This window comes from Streptomyces sp. ASQP_92 (genome assembly GCF_025399895.1).
Lineage (GTDB): Bacteria > Actinomycetota > Actinomycetes > Streptomycetales > Streptomycetaceae > Streptomyces.
Map to the genome: position 1 here is coordinate 419,901 of NZ_JAODUA010000001.1, position 18,386 is coordinate 438,286.

Consider the following 18,386-nt stretch of genomic DNA (forward strand, 5'->3'; position numbering starts at 1 on the left):
GTTACGCCCGCTCTGAGCAGGAAGGATTCTCCGTCACTCGAACTGGTGAACGTCCCCGCTGGGTACGGCGGCGGGGCCCGCGCTCCCGCCATGCTCCTGCCCGGGCCCGCCCACCGGGCGTGGCCCGACACCAGCGACGAGGGAGGAACGCCGGCATGAGCGCCGACCCCATCACCGAGCCGGTGAACGAGGCACAGGACCCCATCGACCTGTTGATCGAGTTCGAGAAGGCTTCCAAGGAGCCGATTCGGGCCGAGTGCGTCGAGGGAATGGTGATGGTGCCGCCTCAGCGCGACCACAACCACAACCGCGCGGCTTACAAGTTGTGCGTTCAGCTCACCATGGCCGGGCTGGAACACGCCGGCATCGGCAACGGCTACCGCACCGGCGTGACCGCCGAGAAGACGCTGAGCCTGCTCGTCCCCGACTTCTACGTCATGCGGCGTGAGCCGAGCGACCTGGACGAGGCGTACCGCAGGACCAACCGGGGCTGGTATCCCATCGAGCTGCTGCACCTCGCCGGAGAGGTCACGTCGACCAACCACGAGACGGACACCGGCCCCAAATACCGCAGTTACGCCGCCGCCGGGGTGCCGCTGTACGTGATCGTGCACCGTTACGAGCGCAAGGTCTACGTCCACTCCGAGCCGGTGCCGGACAAGAAGCAGCCCCTCAACAGCCACTATCGGACGACGACGGTCACCGAACTCGGCGGTACGTTCCCGCTCCCCGCGCCGTACCCGGTCCTGGACACCTCGGTCCTGTAGTTCCCCTTCCGTCCGGGGCCGAACTCCCTTGCCGGGACGGCGCGTTCGGAGCTTCGTTCAGCGCCCGGCCGTCCGGCCTCGGCCCCTGGCCGTCCACCACAGGCCCGCGCCCCCGGCGAACAGGAACAGGACGCCGGCCGCGGTGAGCGGGAGGACTCCGTCGTCGGCGCCCGTCTTCGGGAGCTGGGGCGGCGCGGAGGGTGAGGACGGGGCCGGGCTCGTCGCGGACGCGCTCGGGGAGGGAGAGGCCGTGCCCGAGGGCGGGGCCGCGGGGAGGTTGTCGGTGCCGAGCAGCAGCGGGGTGTCGGGTGCGTTCGGCGTCGGCCTGGTCGTACCGAACGGCACCGGGCCCTGCTGCCACAGCACCTTGTCGCTCCTGCCCTGGGTCACCGGCAGACAGATCTTGCCGGTCTTCGTCAGGTCGTAGGTGGCCGAGACGGTGTACGACCTCGACCGGCCGGGTGCCAGATCGGGGATCGCGCAGCCGAAGCCGCTGTTGGTGATCGGCGGTCGCTTGGCGCTCGGGAGCGGCGCGCAGCCCCGCACCCCGGTGATCTTCATGCCGTCCAGGCCGAGCACGGTCAGAGTGACCGGACCCGTCGCCCGGCTGCCGTGGTTGGCGACGGTCGCGGTGAACGTGGTGCGGTGCGTCGTGTTGTTCACCTTGATCGTCGACGGCAGTTCGGTGGAGATCCTCAGGCCCGCCGGAGCGCTCGGCCCCGGGGTGCCGCCCTGACTGCTGCCCGGTGTCGGATCGGCGGCCAGAGCCGTTCCCGCGCCGAACGGAACCATCAGCAGTGCGGCGAATACCGGAGCGAATAGAGATCCTTTGATTTTTCGAACACGCATTTCCCGTCCCCCTCACCCGTGGTGGGTGCTTCTGTGCACAGAAGGGTCCCACAAGATTGACCGGAATTATGCTGTGATGGTGTCACCGTCATGAATCAGTCCAGGTCACAGTAGGTGCTGAGGGGGTGGGTGGTCATGCCGGGTACGCGGGGGCTATTGATCGCCGGGCGGTACCGCCTGGACGAAACAATTGGCCAGGGAGGAATGGGGCGGGTGTGGCGCGCGGCGGACGAGATACTCGACCGCCAGGTCGCCGTAAAAGAAATGCGCATCGATGAACTCGACGCCGAGGACAGCCGAATTCGCCGCGAGCGCTCCCTGCGCGAGGCCCGCGCCACCGCCCGGATCGACCACCCCAACGTGGTGCGCGTCTACGACGTGGTGGCCGAGGAGAGCGACCGGCTGTGGATCGTGATGGAGCTCGTCGAATCCCGCTCCCTGGAGAAGCTCCTCGTGGAGGACGGGCCCGTGACCCCGCGCGAGGCCGCCCGGATCGGCGTCGGTCTCGCCGCGGCCCTCGTGGAGGTGCACGCGGTGGGCGTGCTGCACCGCGACATCAAACCCGGCAATGTGCTGCTCGGCCCGGGCGGCCGGGTCGTCCTCACCGACTTCGGCATCGCCGCCATCCAGGACGCGGCGGCCCTCACCGTGGTCGGGATGCTGGTCGGCTCGCCGGACTACATGGCGCCCGAGCGCGTCACCGGCAGACCCCAGGGCCCCGCCTCCGACGTCTGGTCGCTCGGCGCCACCCTGTGCGCGGCCGTCGGCGGGCACTCCCCCTTCTCCCGGGCGTCCACCCTCGCCACCCTGCACGCGGTGCTGTACGAGGAGCCCGAACTTCCGCACGCGGCGGGCCTCTTGGCCCCGCTCCTGGAGCGGCTCCTGGTCAAGGACCCGGACCTGCGGCCGGGGCTCGACGAGATCGCCGCCCGGCTGATGCCGATCGCCGCGCCCCCGACCATGCCGGCCCCGGGGCCGGCGCTCCATCCGCCCACCCTCCGGGTGTACGGCGACCCGGCGCCCTGGCCGGGGCGCCCCGGACCCCAACTGCCGCCCCCGCCACGGGAGTTGCCCCACGCGCAGGCCCCGGCCCAGCACCAGCACCAGGCCCAGCCCCGGCCTCCCGAACCCGAACCCGCACCCGCACCCGCACCCGACGAGTCCGGCAGGGCCGCCCCCCGCCGGCGGGGGATCCGGCGCTGGATGCTGATCGCGGCCGTCACGGCGGTGGCCGCCGCCGTGGCCGCCGTGCTGATCGCCACCACCGCGGACCGGGGCGGTGGCGCCGCGAGCGGGTCCGGCGGTCCGGTGACGCCCACCGTCGAGGGCACCTCGCGGCCGCCCACGGCCACGCCCCCGCCCGGCTCACGCGACGAGACGGGCTTCGCCTGGATCCCGCCCGAGGGCTGGACCCGTACCGCCAAGAGCCCGTCCAACGTCCACTACCACGCCCCGGGCGGAAAACAGGAGATCGCCGCCTCGTACGCACTCGTACGCGGCGGCGATCTCATGACCCAGTGGCAGGAAGCCGAGGCGGGCTCGCACGACGTGCCCGGCTACCGGAAGATCCGTCTTGAGCGGACCATCTTCCACGAGCGGCCGGCCATCGTCTGGGACTACGCCTTCACCCAGAACGGCGTCTCCTGGAAGGCCCGCCAGCTCGGCTTCGACGAGGGCGGCAAGTCCTACCAGGTCAACACCTGGTACCAGGGGGACACGGAGACCGCCGCCCTCGGCGCCTATGACGCGGTGACGTCGTCCTTCACTCCGCTGTAGGCGGCGGCGCGGCCCGCGAGCACCTTCTCCTTGACCACGGCGATCACGATGACGATCGCCGCGACGAGCAGCGAGAGCAGCACCTGCTCGCGCCCCGAGTCGTCGAACAGCATGTAGACGAGGACGAAGGAGATCATCCCGATCGTCAGCCACGTGAGGTAGGGGAAGCCCCACATCTTCACGGTCAGCTTCTCCGGCTGCTCGCGCAGGATGATGCCGCGCATCCGGAGCTGGGTGAAGCAGATCACCAGCCACACGAACAGGGCGACCGCGCCCGAGGAGTTCAGGAGGAAGGCGAAGACGGTGTCGGGCCACTTGTAGTTGAAGAAGACCGCCACGAAGCCGAACACGACCGAGGACAGGATCGCGACCTGCGGCACACCGCGCTTGTTGGTCCGGGCGAAGGACTTCGGGGCGTCGCCGCGCTCACCGAGCGAGAACGCCATCCGGGAAGCCGTGTACAGGCCGGAGTTGAGGCAGGAGAGCACCGCCGTCAGGACGATCACGTTCATGATCTGGTCGGCGTGCGGAATGCCGATCGTCTTGAGGGCCGCCACATAGGAGCCGTCCGCGACGATCGAGGGGTCGCTCCACTTCAGGAGGGTCAGCACGATGAAGATCGAGCCGAGGTAGAAGACCGCGATCCGCCAGATCACGCTGTTGGTGGCCTTCGTCACGGCGCGGCGCGGGTCCTCGGACTCGCCCGCGGCCAGGGTGACGATCTCGGAGCCCATGAAGGAGAACACGACCATCAGCACACCGGTGAGGATCGCCCCGTAGCCCTTGGGGAAGAACCCTCCGGCGTCCGTGAGGTGCGCGAAGCCCTCGCCCGGGTTGTCGGAGCCCGGCAGCACGCCGAACACCGCGAGCAGGCCGATGATCACGAAGCCGCCGATGGCGACGACCTTGATCCCGGCGAACCAGAACTCGAACTCGCCGTACGAGGACACCGAGGCCAGGTTGGTGGCGGTCAGGACCACCATCACTATGAGCGCCCAGCCCCACTGCGGGACCCCCGGCACCCAGTCGTGCAGGATCTTGGCGCCGGCCGTGCCCTCGACCGCGAGCACCACGACCCAGAAGAACCAGTAGAGCCAGCCGATGGAGAACCCGGCCCAGCGGCCGAGCGCCCGGTCCGCGTACGCCGAGAACGAGCCCGACGACGGGCGGGCCGCCGCCATCTCGCCCAGCATCCGCATGACGAACACGACCATCACGCCGACGAGGGCGTACGAGAGCAGAATCGCGGGGCCGGCCGCGGCGATGCCGGAGCCGGAGCCCACGAACAGGCCGGCGCCGATCACACCACCGATGGCGATCATGGACAGATGACGGTTCTTGAGACCGGCCTTGAGGCCGCTGTCGGGCACCTGCGCATCACCGGGTTCACCGGGCAGGCGGTCTTCCTTCGCAAGGGACGGCTGCGAGGTCATGAACGCTTCCTTACGTCTTCGGAGCACTCGGGTTACGAGCCCGGGTATTCAAACCTGGTCCGCTTCGGGACGGAAGGCCTGAATCCGGATCGTTAGACAGGACCAACGACAGGGACCAAAGCCCTGGGGGCCTGTGTCCGCACCCTGCCCGGGCCCGCGGCGTTTGGCACGCACGCTCGCCGCGTTGCCGAAATGCCCTAGTAGCTCCGCTACGAGGGCCTTCCGGCGCCTTGCGATCGCACGCACCAAACGCCGCGGTCTGATCCGGACCGGGTACGGACACAGGCCCCACCCCGCTCAGCCCTGCCCACCCCCGCGCATGCCACACTCGGGTACATGCGCGTGTACCTCGGCTCCGACCATGCCGGCTTCGAACTCAAGAACCACCTCGTCGAGTGGCTCACGGCCCACGGCCATGAGCCCGTGGACTGCGGTCCGCACATCTACGACGCCCAGGACGACTACCCGCCGTTCTGTCTGCGGGCCGCCGAGAAGACGGCCGCCGACCCGGAGGCACTCGGCATCGTGATCGGCGGCTCCGGCAACGGCGAGCAGATCGCCGCCAACAAGGTCAAGGGCGTCCGCGCCGCACTGGCCTGGAGCGAGCAGACCGCGGCCCTCGGCCGTGAGCACAACAACGCCAACGTGATCTCCATCGGCGGCCGGATGCACACCGAGGAGGAGGCGACCAGGTTCGTCGAGATCTTCCTCGCCACCCCGTACTCGGGCGAGGAGCGCCACACCCGGCGCATCGAGATGCTCTCGGAGTACGAGACCAGCGGCAAGCTCCCCGAGATCCCGGCCCACCACCCGCAGCAGGGCTGACCCCGGCCCATGCCCGAGGGTCACACCATCCACCGCCTGGCCGCCGACCACGATCTGATGTTCGGCGGCCGGCCGCTGCGCGCGACCAGCCCCCAGGGCAAGTTCTCGGACGGCGCGGCCCTGGTCGACGGCCAGGTCCTGGAGGGCGCCGAAGCCCACGGCAAGCACCTCTTCCTCGGCTTCGGGCCCTCGGGCTGGATCCACATCCACCTCGGCCTGTTCGGCAAGTACGCCCTGGGCGAGGCGCCCGCCCCGCCGCCCACCGACACCGTACGGCTGCGGCTCCTGAACGACACCGCCTACGCCGATCTGCGCGGGCCGACCACCTGCGCGCTGATCACCGACGGCGAGAAGCGGGCCATACACGACCGGCTCGGGCCCGACCCGCTGCGGCCCGCCGACACCGGCGACAAGGCCTGGCAGCGGATCTCCAGGAGCCGCACCACCATCGCCGCCCTGCTCATGGACCAGAAGGTCATCGCGGGCGTCGGCAACGTCTACCGCGCCGAGGTCCTCTTCCGGCACGGCGTCGACCCCTACCGCCCCGGCAAGGACCTCTCCCGCGCGACCTGGGACGCGATCTGGGCGGACCTGGGGGCGCTGATGCGCGAGGGCGTACGGCTGGGCCGCATCGACACCGTCCGCCCCGAGCACACCCCCGAGGCGATGGGCCGGCCGCCGCGCGTCGACGACCACGGCGGCGAGGTGTACGTCTACCGCCGCGCCCACCAGGGCTGCCACATCTGTGGCGGCGAGATCCGCACCGCCGACCTCGCCGCCCGCAATCTGTTCTGGTGCCCCGGCTGTCAGAAGCCGTGAGGCAGCCAGGGCGCGAGCACGCCGGCGAACGCCGTCGAGGCCTCGGCCAGGGCGCCCCGGCGCAGCTCGCGCACCCGGCCCGCCTGCGCCAGTGAGGCCAGGGTGACGCCGCCGAGGTAGGCGGCGCCCAACTCCCGTACGGACAGGGCCAGTTCGGCCGGGTCATCGGTGCGGACGCAGGAGGCGCCCTTGGTGTCGCCGGTCAGCCGCCAGCGGCCCGCGTTCCACGGACAGAAGGCGTCCTCCACCTCGATGACCACATCCACGGGCGCGGTGTACGTACGGGCCTCCAGGGCCGCGCCCACCTCCACCAGACGGACGTGCATCGAGTCCCGCAGCCGCAGCCCGCAGCGGCGCACATCGGAGACGAGGTGCTGGAAGAGGTCGTCGACCGGACGGCTCCTCACCTTCAGCGTGTTCGTCAGATCCAGGCCGAACAGATAGCGCCACAGCGCCGCGGCGGCCGCCGGATCCACCGCCTCCAGGTCCTGGAGCGTCACCGTGCCGTTGGGGCCCGTCGGCTCCGAGGCCATCGCGGTCCGGTAGCGGGCGTAGCCCACCAGCGCTCCGTCCCGCTCGGCGAGGACGCACTGCAACGGCGAGGCGCCGTCGCGGTAGGCCTCCGGGTCGAGCGTGGTGAACCGGTCCCAGCTTGGCTGCCGGGCCAGCATGCCGGGGCGCCCCGGCACCAGACGCGCGTACAACTCCTCGCACGCCGCGAGCGAGTCCGCCGTCCTCACGTACCGCAGCCGCACCTCGTCGGTGCCCGGCGGCACATCGAGCCGCACCCGGGTCGTGTCTATCTCCGCGGACAGCGTCATCGTGCCGATGCCGTAGCCGAACCGTCCGTAGATGGCCGGCTCGGACGCGGTCAGGACGGCGAGCGCCTCGCCCCGCTCCCGCACATCGTCCAGCTGGCGCCGCATCATCGAGGTCAGAACGCCGCGGCGGCGATGGGTGCCCATGACGCCGACCCCCGTCACGCCCGCGGCCGGCACCACGGCCCCGCCGGGGACGCTCAACCGGAACGGGAAGACGCTGGTGCCGGCCACGCACTGGTCGCCGTCCCACACGGCGATCGTCCGCCCGGGGTCGATCAGCTCCCGCCACACGGCCACTTCCTCGGGGGCGTCAGAAACGCCACCGAACGCCACCACCAGGGCCGCATACCACGTGTCCCACTCGGCCGGATCCAGAACCCGAAACTCCATCGTCATGGGCCTTACCTAAACAGGGAGTACGCCGTCCGAGCGACCCGGTTTCCATCGGGGCGCCCGTTCCGGGCGCCGGGGGTCACCTGCGCGCGGCGCCACCGGCTGGATAGGGTCCTCGGCAATGGCACGTGCGATGAGAGCGGACTCGTTCACCGCCCGGTGGCGCAAGGCGCTGCACCGGGTCCGCAACGCGGTGCGCAGATCCGGCGTCGACTACTTCCGCGGCGACGGCTCCGACTGGGTCGCGCTGGCCGCCCTGCTCCTCACCGTTCCCGCCATCACCTGCGGCACCCTCCTCGCGCCGCTCTGGTGCGCCCCCTCCGCCCTGGTCCTGCCGATCGTGGCGGGCGGGCTCCTGCTGCGCCCCGCCAACCTCCTCGGCCTGTACGCGGCCGCCGCGACCGCGCTGATCGTGGAATCGGTACGGCTCGGCCCCTACACCGCGGGGCCCTCCCGGGTCACCCCCGGCACCGTCCTGGTGGTGGCGGCCTGCGGACTCTTCGGGCTGCTCATCGCACAGTTCCGGGCCCGGGTCGGGGTGCCCTGGCGGCGCGGCGGCACCATGCTCTTCGACCTGCGCGAACGCATCCGCGTCCAGAGCGCGCTGCCGCCGCTGCCCCGGGGCTGGCACCGCGAGATGGCGCTGCGGCCCGCCGGCGGCCAGTCCTTCTCCGGCGACTTCGTCGTGGCCGCCCGCACCGGCGGCGGCCGCACCCTGGAGATCGTCCTGACCGACGTCTCCGGCAAGGGCATGGACGCGGGCTCGCGCGCCCTGCTGCTCTCCGGCGCCTTCGGCGGCCTCCTCGGCTCGCTGCCCCCGCACGCCTTCCTGCCCGCCGCCAACGGCTACCTCCTCCGCCAGGACTGGGACGAGGGCTTCGCCACCGCCATCCACCTCGTCCTCGACCTCGACTCCGGCGACTACGAACTCCTCTCCGCCGGGCACCCCCCGGCCCTGCAACTCCACGCGGGCTCCGGCCGCTGGCAGGAGCAGGCCGCCGAAGGCCCCCTGCTCGGGGTCTACGACGGCGCCGAATTCCACCCGGCCAAGGGCTCGCTGGCTCCCGGCGACGTCCTGATGCTCTTCACCGACGGCCTCGTGGAGACCTCGGAGCGCGACATCGGCGAAGGCATCGACCGCCTGACCGGCGAGGCCGACCGCTATGTCACCACGGGCTTCGGCGGGGCGGCCTGGCACTTGATCGAAGCGGTCGCCAAGGACGTCAACGACGACCGCGCCCTCCTGCTGATCAGGCGCGACGCCTGAGCCCCGCGCCGACCCGGCCCCGGGGGAGGGCCGGGCTCCGGTGGTGGGGCCAGCCCCACCCTTGATCCACCGGCGGCCGCCATGGCCCCCACCCCACCCCGCTCCCTAGGTTCGAAGGGTCGGCGCGAACGCGTCGGCCGGAGCGAGCGAAGGGCAGGGGCCATGGCACTGCGACGGGCCAAGAACACACGGCGGACGACCGCGGCGGACGCGGCGCCCGGCCACGACTGGGCCGTCGAACTGCGCGGCGTCACGCGCCAGTACGGGCGCGGCGCCACCGCCGTGCACGCCCTGCGCGGCATCGACCTCACCCTGCCCCGGGCGAGCTTCACCGCGGTGATGGGCCCCTCCGGCTCCGGCAAGTCGACGTTCCTCCAGTGCTCGGCGGGCCTGGACCGGCCGAGCGAGGGCTCGGTGCGGCTCGGCGGCACCGAGATCACCGGCATGAGCGAGAACAAGCTGACCGAACTGCGCCGCTCCCGACTCGGCTTCGTCTTCCAGGCGTTCAACCTGCTGCCCTCGCTCAGCGTCGAGCAGAACGTGGTCCTGCCCATGCGGCTCGCCGGCGACCGCCCCGACCGGCACCGGGCCGCCCAACTCCTCGCCCAGGTCGGCCTGGAGGGCAAGGGCGCCCGCCGCCCCGGCGAACTCTCCGGCGGCCAGCAGCAGCGCGTGGCGATCGCCCGCGCCCTGGTCACCCGCCCCGACGTGATCTTCGCGGACGAGCCGACGGGCGCCCTGGACACCACCACCGCGGCCGAGGTCCTCGCCCTGCTCCGCAACGCGGTGGACTCCCTCGGCGCGACGGTGGTGATGGTCACCCACGACCCCTCGGCCGCCGCCTACGCCGACCAGGTCCTCTTCCTCGCGGACGGCTCGATGGTGGACGCCCTGTCGCGAGCCTCCGCCGCCCAGATCGCCACCCGCATGACAACCCTGACGACCCGCCGGGTAAGCGTGGCGGCCTAGCGGGTTGATCGGTTCGGCCCCTGGGGCTCTGCCCCAGACCCCGTTCGCGCCTGAACGGCGCGCGTCCTCAATAGCCGGACGGGGCTGAGGTGGCCGATGCGGGCCAGCATCGATCCTGCTAGGGGCGCGGGGAACTGCGCGCCCATCCCAAGACGACCCGCACCCGAGCCCCAACGCACAGGCCCCGCACCCCGGTGGGCTCCCCGCCGCACCCCGGCGCACAGGTCCGCCCTTGGGGGCGCGGGGAACTGCGCGCCCAGCCCAAGACGGCCCGCACCCAACTCACCACCCACAGGCCCCGCACCCCTCCGCCCAGCGCCCCCTCCGCCAGCCCTCCGCAGGAGTCCCCCTATGCACGCCCCCAACCGCCTGGCCCGCGCAGCCATCCGCTTCAAACCGTCCGCGTTCGCCGGGACGTTCGTCGCCCTGCTCATGGCCGCGATGATCGTCTCCGCCTGCGGTCTCCTGCTCGCGACCGGGATCACCGCGTCCGTGCCGCCCCAGCGTTACGCCGCCGCCCCCGTCGTGGCCGCCGCCGACCAGAGCCTGCGCTACACGATCGGCTCCGGCGAGGACCGCGACGAGGAGGCCCTGCCCCTGCCGGACCGGGCCCGTCTGGACAACTCCCTGGTGGCGAGGGCCGGTTCGGTCCCCGGCGCCGCCGCAGCGATCGCCGACCTCGCCGTGCCGGTGCGTACCGACAAGAACGTCCCCGTCACCGCGTACAACTGGGCCTCCACCGCCTTCACCGGTACGAAGCCGACCTCCGGCGCCGCGCCCCGCCCCGGCGAGGTCGTCACCACGACGGGCGCCGTGGGGGAGCGGATCACCCTCGACACCCCTGGCGGCACAAGGGAGTTCACGATTTCCGGCACGACCGGCACGACCGGCGCCGCCCGCAGCCCCGGCATCTGGCTCAGTGATGCCGACGCCCGCGCCCTGTCCGGACACCCCGGCAAGGTCGACGCGATCGCCGTGCTGCCCAAGCCGGGCGTCTCCACCGACACCCTCGCCGCCCAGGTGAGGCACGCCCTCGGCGACCGGGCCCGGGTGCACACCGGCGACGACCGCTCCACCGTCGAGGACGGGGGCCTCGCCCAGGCCAAGGAGGTGCTCGTCGGCCTCGGCGGCTCCTTCGGCGGCGTCGCCACGATGGTCGCCGTGTTCACCGCCGCCGGCACCGTCGCCCTCTCCGTCGGACAGCGCCGCCGCGAGTACGCCTTGCTGCGCGCCATCGGCGCCACCCCGCGCCAGATCCGCCGCACCATCGCCACCGAGGCCCTGCTCGTCGCCCCGCTCGCCGGAGCGCTCGGCTGCCTGCCCGGAGTCGCGCTCGCCACCTGGTGGTTCGGGCAGCTGCGCGACAAGGGCGCGATCCCGCCCACCGTTGACCTGTCGATCACCCCGCTGCCGCTGCTCGTCGCCGTCGGCGCCACCGTCGTGACCGCCCTGTGCGCCGGCGCCGCCGCGGCCCGCCGCCCCGCGAAGATCAAGCCCGGCCAGGCGCTCGCCGAGTCCGCCGTGGAGCGCCTGCGCCCCGGCTGGATCCGTACCGTCCTCGGCGTCGGCGCCGTCGTCGGCGGATGCTCCTTCGCCGGGCTCGCGGCCTCCGAGACCGGGGAGGACGCGGCCAACGCCGCCCTCGGCGTCGTCATGCTGTTCATGATGGCCGTCGCCCTGCTCGGCCCGCTGATCGCCCGCGGCTGCGCCGCCGTCCTCGGCCTCCCGCTGCGCGCCGCCGGCGCGGCCGGTTCGCTCGCCGCCGCCAACACCCGTACCAACGCCCGCCGGCTGGCCTCCGCGATCACCCCCATCGTCCTCGCGATGGCGTTCTCCTCCGTCCTGGTCTTCCTGCACACCAGCGAGGAACGGGCGATCGAGGACCAGCAGCGGGCCGGCATCACCGCGGACCAGGTGGTCACCGACCCCGCGGGCCTGCCCTCCGACGCGGTGGCCCGCGCCCGTGCCATCCCCGGCGTCGAGACGGCGGTGGGCCTCACCCGCACCTCCGTCCTCATCCCGAACGGCGGCACCGGCTACACCCCCAGCCAGGCCTCCGCCCAGGGCGTCACCGGCACCGGCGCCGACCTCGCCAAGGTCCAGGACCTGGGTCTGCGCACCGGCTCCCTGGCCGCCCTCGCCCCGGGCACCGTCGCCCTCGACGCCTCCCTCGCCGAAGCCGCTCACGTGCGCCCGGGAGAGCGCCTCCCGCTGCTGCTGCCCGACGGCACGAAGGCCTCCCCGAAGATCGTGGCCACCTACGACCGAGGCCTGGGCCTTGCCCAAGTCACCTTCCCGCAGGCCGACTTGAAGGCCCACCTCAGCCACTCCAACCCCACCACCCTGCTCACCCGGGCCGCACCCGCTGCGGCCGCGCCCCTCGCCGCCCTCGGCCACGTCACCGACGCCGCGGGCCACGCCACCGCGCAGAGCACGGACCGCGAGGTCAACGCCTGGGCCAACACCGTGATGGCCGCGGTCCTCGGCGGCTTCGCGGCCGTCGCCGCCGTCAACACCCTGGTGATGACGGTCTTCGACCGCCGCCGCGAACTCGGCACCCTGCGCCTCATCGGCACCACCCGCCGCCAGGTCCTCAAGATGATCCGCTGGGAGGCTCTCGTGGTGGTCGCGGCCGGCATCGCCCTCGGCAGCGCGATCGCCCTGGCCACCCTCGTCCCGATGGTGAACGGCCTGACCGGCCGCGCCCCGTACATACCGCCGCTCCTGTACGGCTCGTTCGCCGGCGGCATCCTGGTCCTCGGCCTGGCCGCGACCGCCCTGCCCGCCCGCGCGGCCCTGAAGACCGCCGCGTGAAGCGCCCGAGGCGTGCGGACGCTGCCGAGCCGATGGCCAGATTTCGCCGAACTGCCGTACGCGCGCGGGCGGTTGAAGGGGGACGTCGCCGGGCGGGGCGCCCCGGGCCGCCCCGTACCCGGCCGCCCGGGGCGCCTCGTGAGCAAGTGAACCCCTGGACCCCGGCTCGCGGTTGGCCGGATCCATACATGGTGTGTCCGTCACCCGGGAACAACCACAGGGGTGTTGGTGGCACGATGGTTCTCGCGGGGGTGTGTGCGACATGCCCTCGGGCCGGCAAGGCGGACCGACCAAGGGTGTGTGATCAGTTGTGGCCATTTCACTGTCAGCCGTGGTGCTGTTGGCGGTCGTCCTCGTGGTGCTCATCCGGGGCGGCTCCATCAAGGCCGGCCCAGCCATCGTCGCGATACTTTTCGGCTTCTTCCTGGCATCGACGGGCATGGCCCCCTCGATCCAGCGCTTCCTGAACTCGATAGCGGACACGATCAACCAGATCAAGTTCTGAGCACGCCGAAGGGCCCGGCAGCTCGGCTGCCGGGCCCTTCGGACCGTTGAGAGCGGGCGACGGGAATCGAACCCGCGTAGCTAGTTTGGAAGACTAGGGCTCTACCATTGAGCTACGCCCGCAAGCATCGCGCCGCAGGTCATCGCGACCCCGGCACGTAGAGCATCGTAGCGGGTCACCCCCCGTACGCGCACACCGCGTTTCCCGGCCACCGTCCGGACCCGGCCGGACCGCACCCGGCCGAGCCGATCCGGGCGCGAGCCCGCCGGACGAACGCCCCGAACAAAGCGGCCGACGCGGCCCCCGCGGGCATGTACCCTACGTCTCGCACCGACGGGGTGTGGCGCAGCTTGGTAGCGCGTCCGCTTTGGGAGCGGAAGGCCGTGGGTTCAAATCCCGCCACCCCGACCAGCGTCACCGATGTCCGATGACGTCCGATGACGTTCGAGATCTCCGCGTTCTCCGCGTATCAAGATCACATTGTGGGAGGCATCCCGCTTGCGGTTACTATGCAAGCTGCGTGCCCGTGTGTCTGATGAATCCGATGTACCGGGCCCCATCCGCTCCAGACCGTCGGTCTGCGGCAGAAACCCAAAGAAGTCAGCCACAAGGAGACCGAACCGTGAAGAGCGCCGTGGAGACCCTGAACCCGACTCGGGTTCGGCTCACTGTCGAGGTGCCCTTCGAGGAGCTCAAGGACAGCCTCGACGCGGCGTACAAGAAGATCAACCAGCAGGTCACGGTCAAGGGCTTCCGTAAGGGCAAGATCCCGGCCCGAGTGATCGACCAGCGGTTCGGTCGTGGCGCCGTGCTCGAAGAGGCCGTCAATGACGCGCTTCCGAAGTTCTACACCGAGGCGATCAACGAGGCGGAGCTGAACCCGCTGGGTCAGCCCGAGGTCGACATCACCGAGCTGAAGGACGGCGACACGCTGAACTTCACCGCCGAGGTCGACATCCGCCCGACCATCGAGATCCCGGACTACTCCGGCATCGAGGTCACCGTGGACGCCGTCGAGGTCAGCGACGAGGACGTCGAGAAGTCCGTGGAGCAGCTCCGCGAGCGCTTCGCCTCGACCTCCCCCGTCGAGCGTGCCGCCGAGGACGGCGACGTCGTGACGATCGACCTCGAGGCCAAGGTCGACGGCGAGGTCCTGGAGGACGGCGTGGCCGAGGGTGTCTCGTACACCATCGGTTCCGGCGAGCTCCTCGAGGGCATCGACGACGCCGTGAAGGGCCTGGAGGCCGGTGGCGAGGCCACCTTCACCTCCGAGCTCAAGGGCGGCTCGGCCGAGGGCAAGGAGGCCGAGGTCACCGTCAAGGTCACCCAGGTCGCCGCCCGTGAACTGCCCGCCCTGGACGACGACTTCGCGCAGCTCGCGTCGGAGTTCGACACCCTGGACGAGCTCAAGGCCGACAGCCGCAAGCGCCTCGAGAACATGAAGCAGTACGACCAGGCCACCCAGGCCCAGGAGCGCGTCCTGGACGAGCTCCTGAAGCTGGCCGAGGTCCCGATCCCCGAGAAGCTCCTCGCGGACGAGATCCAGACCCGCAAGCACAACCTCGAGCACCACCAGCTCGGCCAGATGGGCATCGACCTTGCCAAGTACCTGGAGATCCAGGGCAAGACCGAGGAAGAGTTCACCGCCGAGACCGAGGAGCAGGCGGTCAAGGGCATCAAGACGCAGTTCATCCTGGACGAGCTCGTCAACAAGGAGAAGCTGAACGTCAACCAGGAGGAGCTCACCGAGCACCTCATGCGGCGTGCCGCCTCCTCCGGCATGAGCCCGGACCAGTTCGCCCAGGCCGTCGTCGAGGGTGGTCAGGTGCCGATGCTCGTCGGCGAGGTCGCCCGCGGCAAGGCGCTCGCCGTCGTCGTCGAGGCCGCCAAGGTCACCGACACCAACGGTGAGGTCGTCGACCTGGAGGACGCCGAGGACGAGGCCGCCGAGCCTGCCGTCGAGGCCGAGTCCGCCGAGGCCGAGACCGCGGAGAAGACCGAGGCCTGAGCCTCCTTCTGACCGCTGAGAAGGGCCCTGCGCAGCCGCGTACGGGCCCTTCTTCGTACCGAATTCCGCTTCAACCACCTTGCGCTCCGAGCGAACAGTTCGGGAACCGGGATGGCGTTGTCCCACCTGCGCGTTAGGGTCCATGAATACGAGGGTGGTGGAGTCTGGCGAGCCGGAGTCCGCGCCCCCGGAACGAAGACGCTGAGACGGTTGAAGCCGTCAGAGACGAGCAGGTGGATACGTGACGAATCTGATGCCTTACGCCGCCGGTGAGCCGTCCCTCGGTGGTGGCCTCGGTGACCAGGTCTACAGCCGACTGCTCAACGACCGCATCATCTTCCTCGGCCAGCAGGTCGACGACGAGATCGCCAACAAGATCACTGCCCAGATGCTCCTGCTGGCCGCTGCCGACCAGAACAAGGACATCTACCTCTACATCAACAGCCCCGGCGGCTCGGTGACGGCCGGCATGGCGGTCTACGACACCATGCAGTACATCCAGAACGACGTGGTCACCATCGGCATGGGCATGGCCGCCTCGATGGGCCAGTTCCTGCTGACCGGTGGCGCCGCGGGCAAGCGCTTCGCGCTCCCCAACACCGACATCCTGATGCACCAGGGCTCCGCCGGTATCGGTGGCACCGCCTCCGACATCAAGATCCAGGCCGAGTACCTGATCCGGACGAAGAAGCGCATGGCGGAGATCACTGCCGCGCACTCCGGCCAGACCGTCGAGACGATCATCCGCGACGGCGACCGCGACCGCTGGTACACGGCGGAGGAGGCCAAGGAATACGGCCTCATCGACGAGATCATCTCCGCTGCCTCGGGCGTTCCGGGCGGCGGCGGCACCGGGGCCTGAGCCCCGGCCCGCACCGCTACCCCTGCCCACTTGAACGCCACCAGGATGGTGAACACCCCCATGAGCAACTTCAACTCGGCCAACGCCGCCGGCCTCTACACCGGCCCGCAGGTCGACAACCGCTACATCGTCCCGCGCTTCGTCGAGCGCACCTCGCAGGGCGTGCGTGAGTACGACCCGTACGCGAAGCTCTTCGAGGAGCGCGTGATCTTCCTCGGTGTGCAGATCGACGACGCGTCCGCCAACGACGTGATGGCGCAGCTCCTGTGCCTGGAGTCGATGGACCCCGACCGTGACATCTCGATCTACATCAACAGCCCGGGTGGTTCCTTCACCGCCCTCACGGCGATCTACGACACGATGCAGTTCGTGAAGCCCGACATCCAGACGGTCTGCATGGGCCAGGCGGCCTCCGCCGCCGCCGTCCTGCTCGCCGCCGGTACGCCGGGCAAGCGCATGGCGCTGCCGAACGCCCGCGTCCTGATCCACCAGCCCTCGGGCGGCACCGGCCGCGAGCAGCTCTCCGACCTGGAGATCGCGGCCAACGAGATCCTCCGGATGCGTTCGCAGCTGGAGGAGATGCTGGCCAAGCACTCGACGACGCCGATCGAGAAGATCCGCGACGACATCGAGCGCGACAAGATCCTCACGGCCGAGGACGCGCTGTCCTACGGCCTGGTCGACCAGATCGTGTCGACCCGCAAGACGACGACCTCCGCGGCCGCCTGACCCGCTTCGGCGAGCTTGGCGCGGTCCACGTGGAAGTGAACCGCGCCAAGGGGGGCCCGAACGGGGGTCCCGGCAAGGTACCGTCGGTAGGGGGTCTGGGGGCGTCCCCCCGGAAACCGCAGTAAGCACCAGGAGGCGGCGCACATGGCGTCTCCCAGGCGAAGGGGAAGCACCTCGTGGCACGCATCGGTGACGGCGGCGACCTGCTCAAGTGCTCGTTCTGCGGAAAGAGCCAGAAGCAGGTGAAGAAGCTCATCGCAGGCCCCGGGGTGTACATCTGCGACGAGTGCATCGACCTCTGCAACGAGATCATCGAGGAGGAACTCGCCGAGTCCTCCGAGGTGCGGTGGGAGGAACTCCCCAAACCGCGCGAGATCTACGAGTTCCTCGAGGGGTACGTCGTCGGGCAGGAGCCCGCCAAGAAGGCCCTCTCGGTGGCGGTCTACAACCACTACAAGCGTGTGCAGGCCGGCGAGAACGGCGGCGCGCAGAGCCGGGACGACGCGATCGAGCTCGCCAAGTCCAACATCCTGCTGCTCGGCCCGACCGGCTCCGGCAAGACGCTGCTCGCGCAGACCCTGGCGCGCATGCTGAACGTGCCGTTCGCCATCGCCGACGCGACCGCCCTCACCGAGGCCGGGTACGTCGGCGAGGACGTCGAGAACATCCTCCTGAAGCTGATCCAGGCGGCCGACTACGACGTCAAGAAGGCCGAGACCGGCATCATCTACATCGACGAGATCGACAAGGTCGCCCGCAAGAGCGAGAACCCGTCGATCACCCGCGATGTCAGCGGCGAGGGCGTCCAGCAGGCCCTGTTGAAGATCCTGGAGGGCACCACCGCCTCCGTCCCGCCCCAAGGCGGACGCAAGCACCCCCACCAGGAGTTCATCCAGATCGACACGACGAACGTGCTGTTCATCGTGGGCGGTGCCTTCTCGGGCCTGGAGAAGATCATCGAGTCCCGGGCCGGCGCCAAGGGCATCGGCTTCGGCGCGACGATCCGCTCCAAGCGGGAGATCGAGGCCAGCGACCAGTTCCAGGAGGTCATGCCGGAGGACCTGGTGAAGTTCGGGATGATCCCGGAGTTCATCGGCCGCCTCCCGGTGCTGACCTCGGTCCACAACCTCGACCGCGAGGCCCTGCTCCAGATCCTGGTCGAGCCGCGCAACGCGCTCGTCAAGCAGTACCAGCGCCTGTTCGAACTCGACGGCGTGGAGCTGGACTTCGACCGCCCGGCCCTGGAGGCCATCGCCGACCAGGCGATCCTGCGCGGCACCGGCGCCCGAGGGCTGCGCGCCATCATGGAGGAGGTCCTCCAGTCGGTGATGTACGAGGTGCCGTCCCGCAAGGACGTCGCCCGCGTCGTCATCACCGCCGACGTGGTCCGCAACAACGTCAACCCGACGCTGGTCCCGCGCGAGCCCCGCATCGTGAAGAACGACGGACGGCACGAGAAGAGCGCGTAGCACCGCGCTCGACTTCTCGGACACGGCAAAGGGCCGCCCGGTCAACTTCCTTGACCAGGCGGCCCTTTGGCGTGTGCGGG

The 18,386-nt window shown here is 70.8% G+C and carries 15 protein-coding genes and 2 tRNA genes; 13 read left to right on the forward strand and 4 right to left on the reverse strand.

The window, feature by feature from the left end:
- The first annotated feature begins 155 nt into the window (after positions 1–155).
- Positions 156–767 carry a Uma2 family endonuclease gene (locus N4G70_RS01850; protein ID WP_261710578.1) on the forward strand — a complete coding sequence of 204 codons (612 nt, stop codon included), beginning with the start codon at positions 156–158 and terminating at the stop codon, positions 765–767.
- A gap of 57 nt (positions 768–824) precedes the next feature.
- Here the strand turns inward: N4G70_RS01850 and N4G70_RS01855 are convergent, their stop codons facing one another.
- Positions 825–1,616, reverse strand: coding sequence for an LPXTG cell wall anchor domain-containing protein (locus N4G70_RS01855; protein ID WP_261710579.1), 792 nt, complete (start codon positions 1,614–1,616; stop codon positions 825–827).
- 204 nt (positions 1,617–1,820) lie between these two features.
- Between N4G70_RS01855 and N4G70_RS01860 the strand changes: the two genes are divergently transcribed.
- Positions 1,821–3,392, forward strand: a complete 1,572-nt coding sequence (locus N4G70_RS01860) for a serine/threonine-protein kinase (RefSeq protein WP_399033764.1) — start codon at positions 1,821–1,823, stop codon at positions 3,390–3,392.
- Here the strand turns inward: N4G70_RS01860 and N4G70_RS01865 are convergent.
- Positions 3,356–4,825 (reverse strand): amino acid permease, encoded by a 1,470-nt coding sequence (locus tag N4G70_RS01865; protein ID WP_261710581.1) that lies wholly within the window; start codon positions 4,823–4,825, stop codon positions 3,356–3,358. The two genes, N4G70_RS01860 and N4G70_RS01865, sit on opposite strands and share 37 nt — an antisense overlap.
- A gap of 336 nt (positions 4,826–5,161) precedes the next feature.
- Here N4G70_RS01865 and N4G70_RS01870 point away from each other — a divergent pair, with 336 nt between their 5' ends.
- Together N4G70_RS01870 and N4G70_RS01875 are read left to right on the forward strand one after the other, a co-directional pair.
- Positions 5,162–5,650, forward strand: a complete 489-nt coding sequence (locus tag N4G70_RS01870) for a ribose-5-phosphate isomerase (RefSeq protein ID WP_261710582.1) — start codon at positions 5,162–5,164, stop codon at positions 5,648–5,650.
- 9 nt (positions 5,651–5,659) lie between these two features.
- Positions 5,660–6,469 (forward strand): Fpg/Nei family DNA glycosylase, encoded by an 810-nt coding sequence (locus N4G70_RS01875; RefSeq protein ID WP_261710584.1) that lies wholly within the window; start codon positions 5,660–5,662, stop codon positions 6,467–6,469.
- On the opposite strand, the gene N4G70_RS01880 is transcribed toward N4G70_RS01875, so the two are convergent.
- The gene (locus N4G70_RS01880; RefSeq protein ID WP_261710585.1) at positions 6,457–7,686 is read right to left on the reverse strand and encodes a GNAT family N-acetyltransferase; all 1,230 of its coding nucleotides are present in this window, start codon (positions 7,684–7,686) and stop codon (positions 6,457–6,459) included. The two genes, N4G70_RS01875 and N4G70_RS01880, sit on opposite strands and share 13 nt — an antisense overlap.
- A gap of 118 nt (positions 7,687–7,804) precedes the next feature.
- Here N4G70_RS01880 and N4G70_RS01885 point away from each other — a divergent pair, with 118 nt between their 5' ends.
- From N4G70_RS01885 to N4G70_RS01900, 4 genes are all read left to right on the forward strand, one after another.
- Positions 7,805–8,950 carry a PP2C family protein-serine/threonine phosphatase gene (locus tag N4G70_RS01885; RefSeq protein ID WP_261710586.1) on the forward strand — a complete coding sequence of 382 codons (1,146 nt, stop codon included), beginning with the start codon at positions 7,805–7,807 and terminating at the stop codon, positions 8,948–8,950.
- 162 nt (positions 8,951–9,112) lie between these two features.
- Positions 9,113–9,919 carry an ABC transporter ATP-binding protein gene (locus N4G70_RS01890; protein WP_261710587.1) on the forward strand — a complete coding sequence of 269 codons (807 nt, stop codon included), beginning with the start codon at positions 9,113–9,115 and terminating at the stop codon, positions 9,917–9,919.
- 351 nt (positions 9,920–10,270) lie between these two features.
- Positions 10,271–12,733 (forward strand): ABC transporter permease, encoded by a 2,463-nt coding sequence (locus N4G70_RS01895; RefSeq protein WP_261710588.1) that lies wholly within the window; start codon positions 10,271–10,273, stop codon positions 12,731–12,733.
- A 310-nt stretch (positions 12,734–13,043) separates the two neighbouring features.
- Positions 13,044–13,238: a hypothetical protein gene (locus N4G70_RS01900; RefSeq protein WP_100579694.1), complete on the forward strand. Its 195-nt coding sequence runs from the start codon at positions 13,044–13,046 to the stop codon at positions 13,236–13,238.
- Between the two features lie 51 nt (positions 13,239–13,289).
- On the opposite strand, the gene N4G70_RS01905 is transcribed toward N4G70_RS01900, so the two are convergent.
- Positions 13,290–13,360 (reverse strand) — tRNA-Gly (locus N4G70_RS01905).
- Between the two features lie 212 nt (positions 13,361–13,572).
- Here N4G70_RS01905 and N4G70_RS01910 point away from each other — a divergent pair.
- The 5 genes from N4G70_RS01910 (at position 13,573) to clpX (ending at position 18,306) form a co-directional block, all read left to right on the forward strand.
- Positions 13,573–13,649: transfer RNA gene (locus N4G70_RS01910), tRNA-Pro, on the forward strand.
- A 211-nt stretch (positions 13,650–13,860) separates the two neighbouring features.
- Positions 13,861–15,246, forward strand: coding sequence for a trigger factor (gene tig / locus N4G70_RS01915; protein ID WP_261710589.1), 1,386 nt, complete (start codon positions 13,861–13,863; stop codon positions 15,244–15,246).
- Positions 15,247–15,499: 253 nt separating this feature from the next.
- Positions 15,500–16,108, forward strand: a complete 609-nt coding sequence (locus N4G70_RS01920; protein ID WP_261711336.1) for an ATP-dependent Clp protease proteolytic subunit — start codon at positions 15,500–15,502, stop codon at positions 16,106–16,108.
- A gap of 45 nt (positions 16,109–16,153) precedes the next feature.
- Positions 16,154–16,837, forward strand: coding sequence for an ATP-dependent Clp protease proteolytic subunit (locus tag N4G70_RS01925; protein WP_315904226.1), 684 nt, complete (start codon positions 16,154–16,156; stop codon positions 16,835–16,837).
- A 176-nt stretch (positions 16,838–17,013) separates the two neighbouring features.
- Positions 17,014–18,306, forward strand: a complete 1,293-nt coding sequence (gene clpX / locus N4G70_RS01930) for an ATP-dependent Clp protease ATP-binding subunit ClpX (RefSeq protein WP_261710591.1) — start codon at positions 17,014–17,016, stop codon at positions 18,304–18,306.
- The last annotated feature ends 80 nt before the right edge of the window (positions 18,307–18,386 follow it).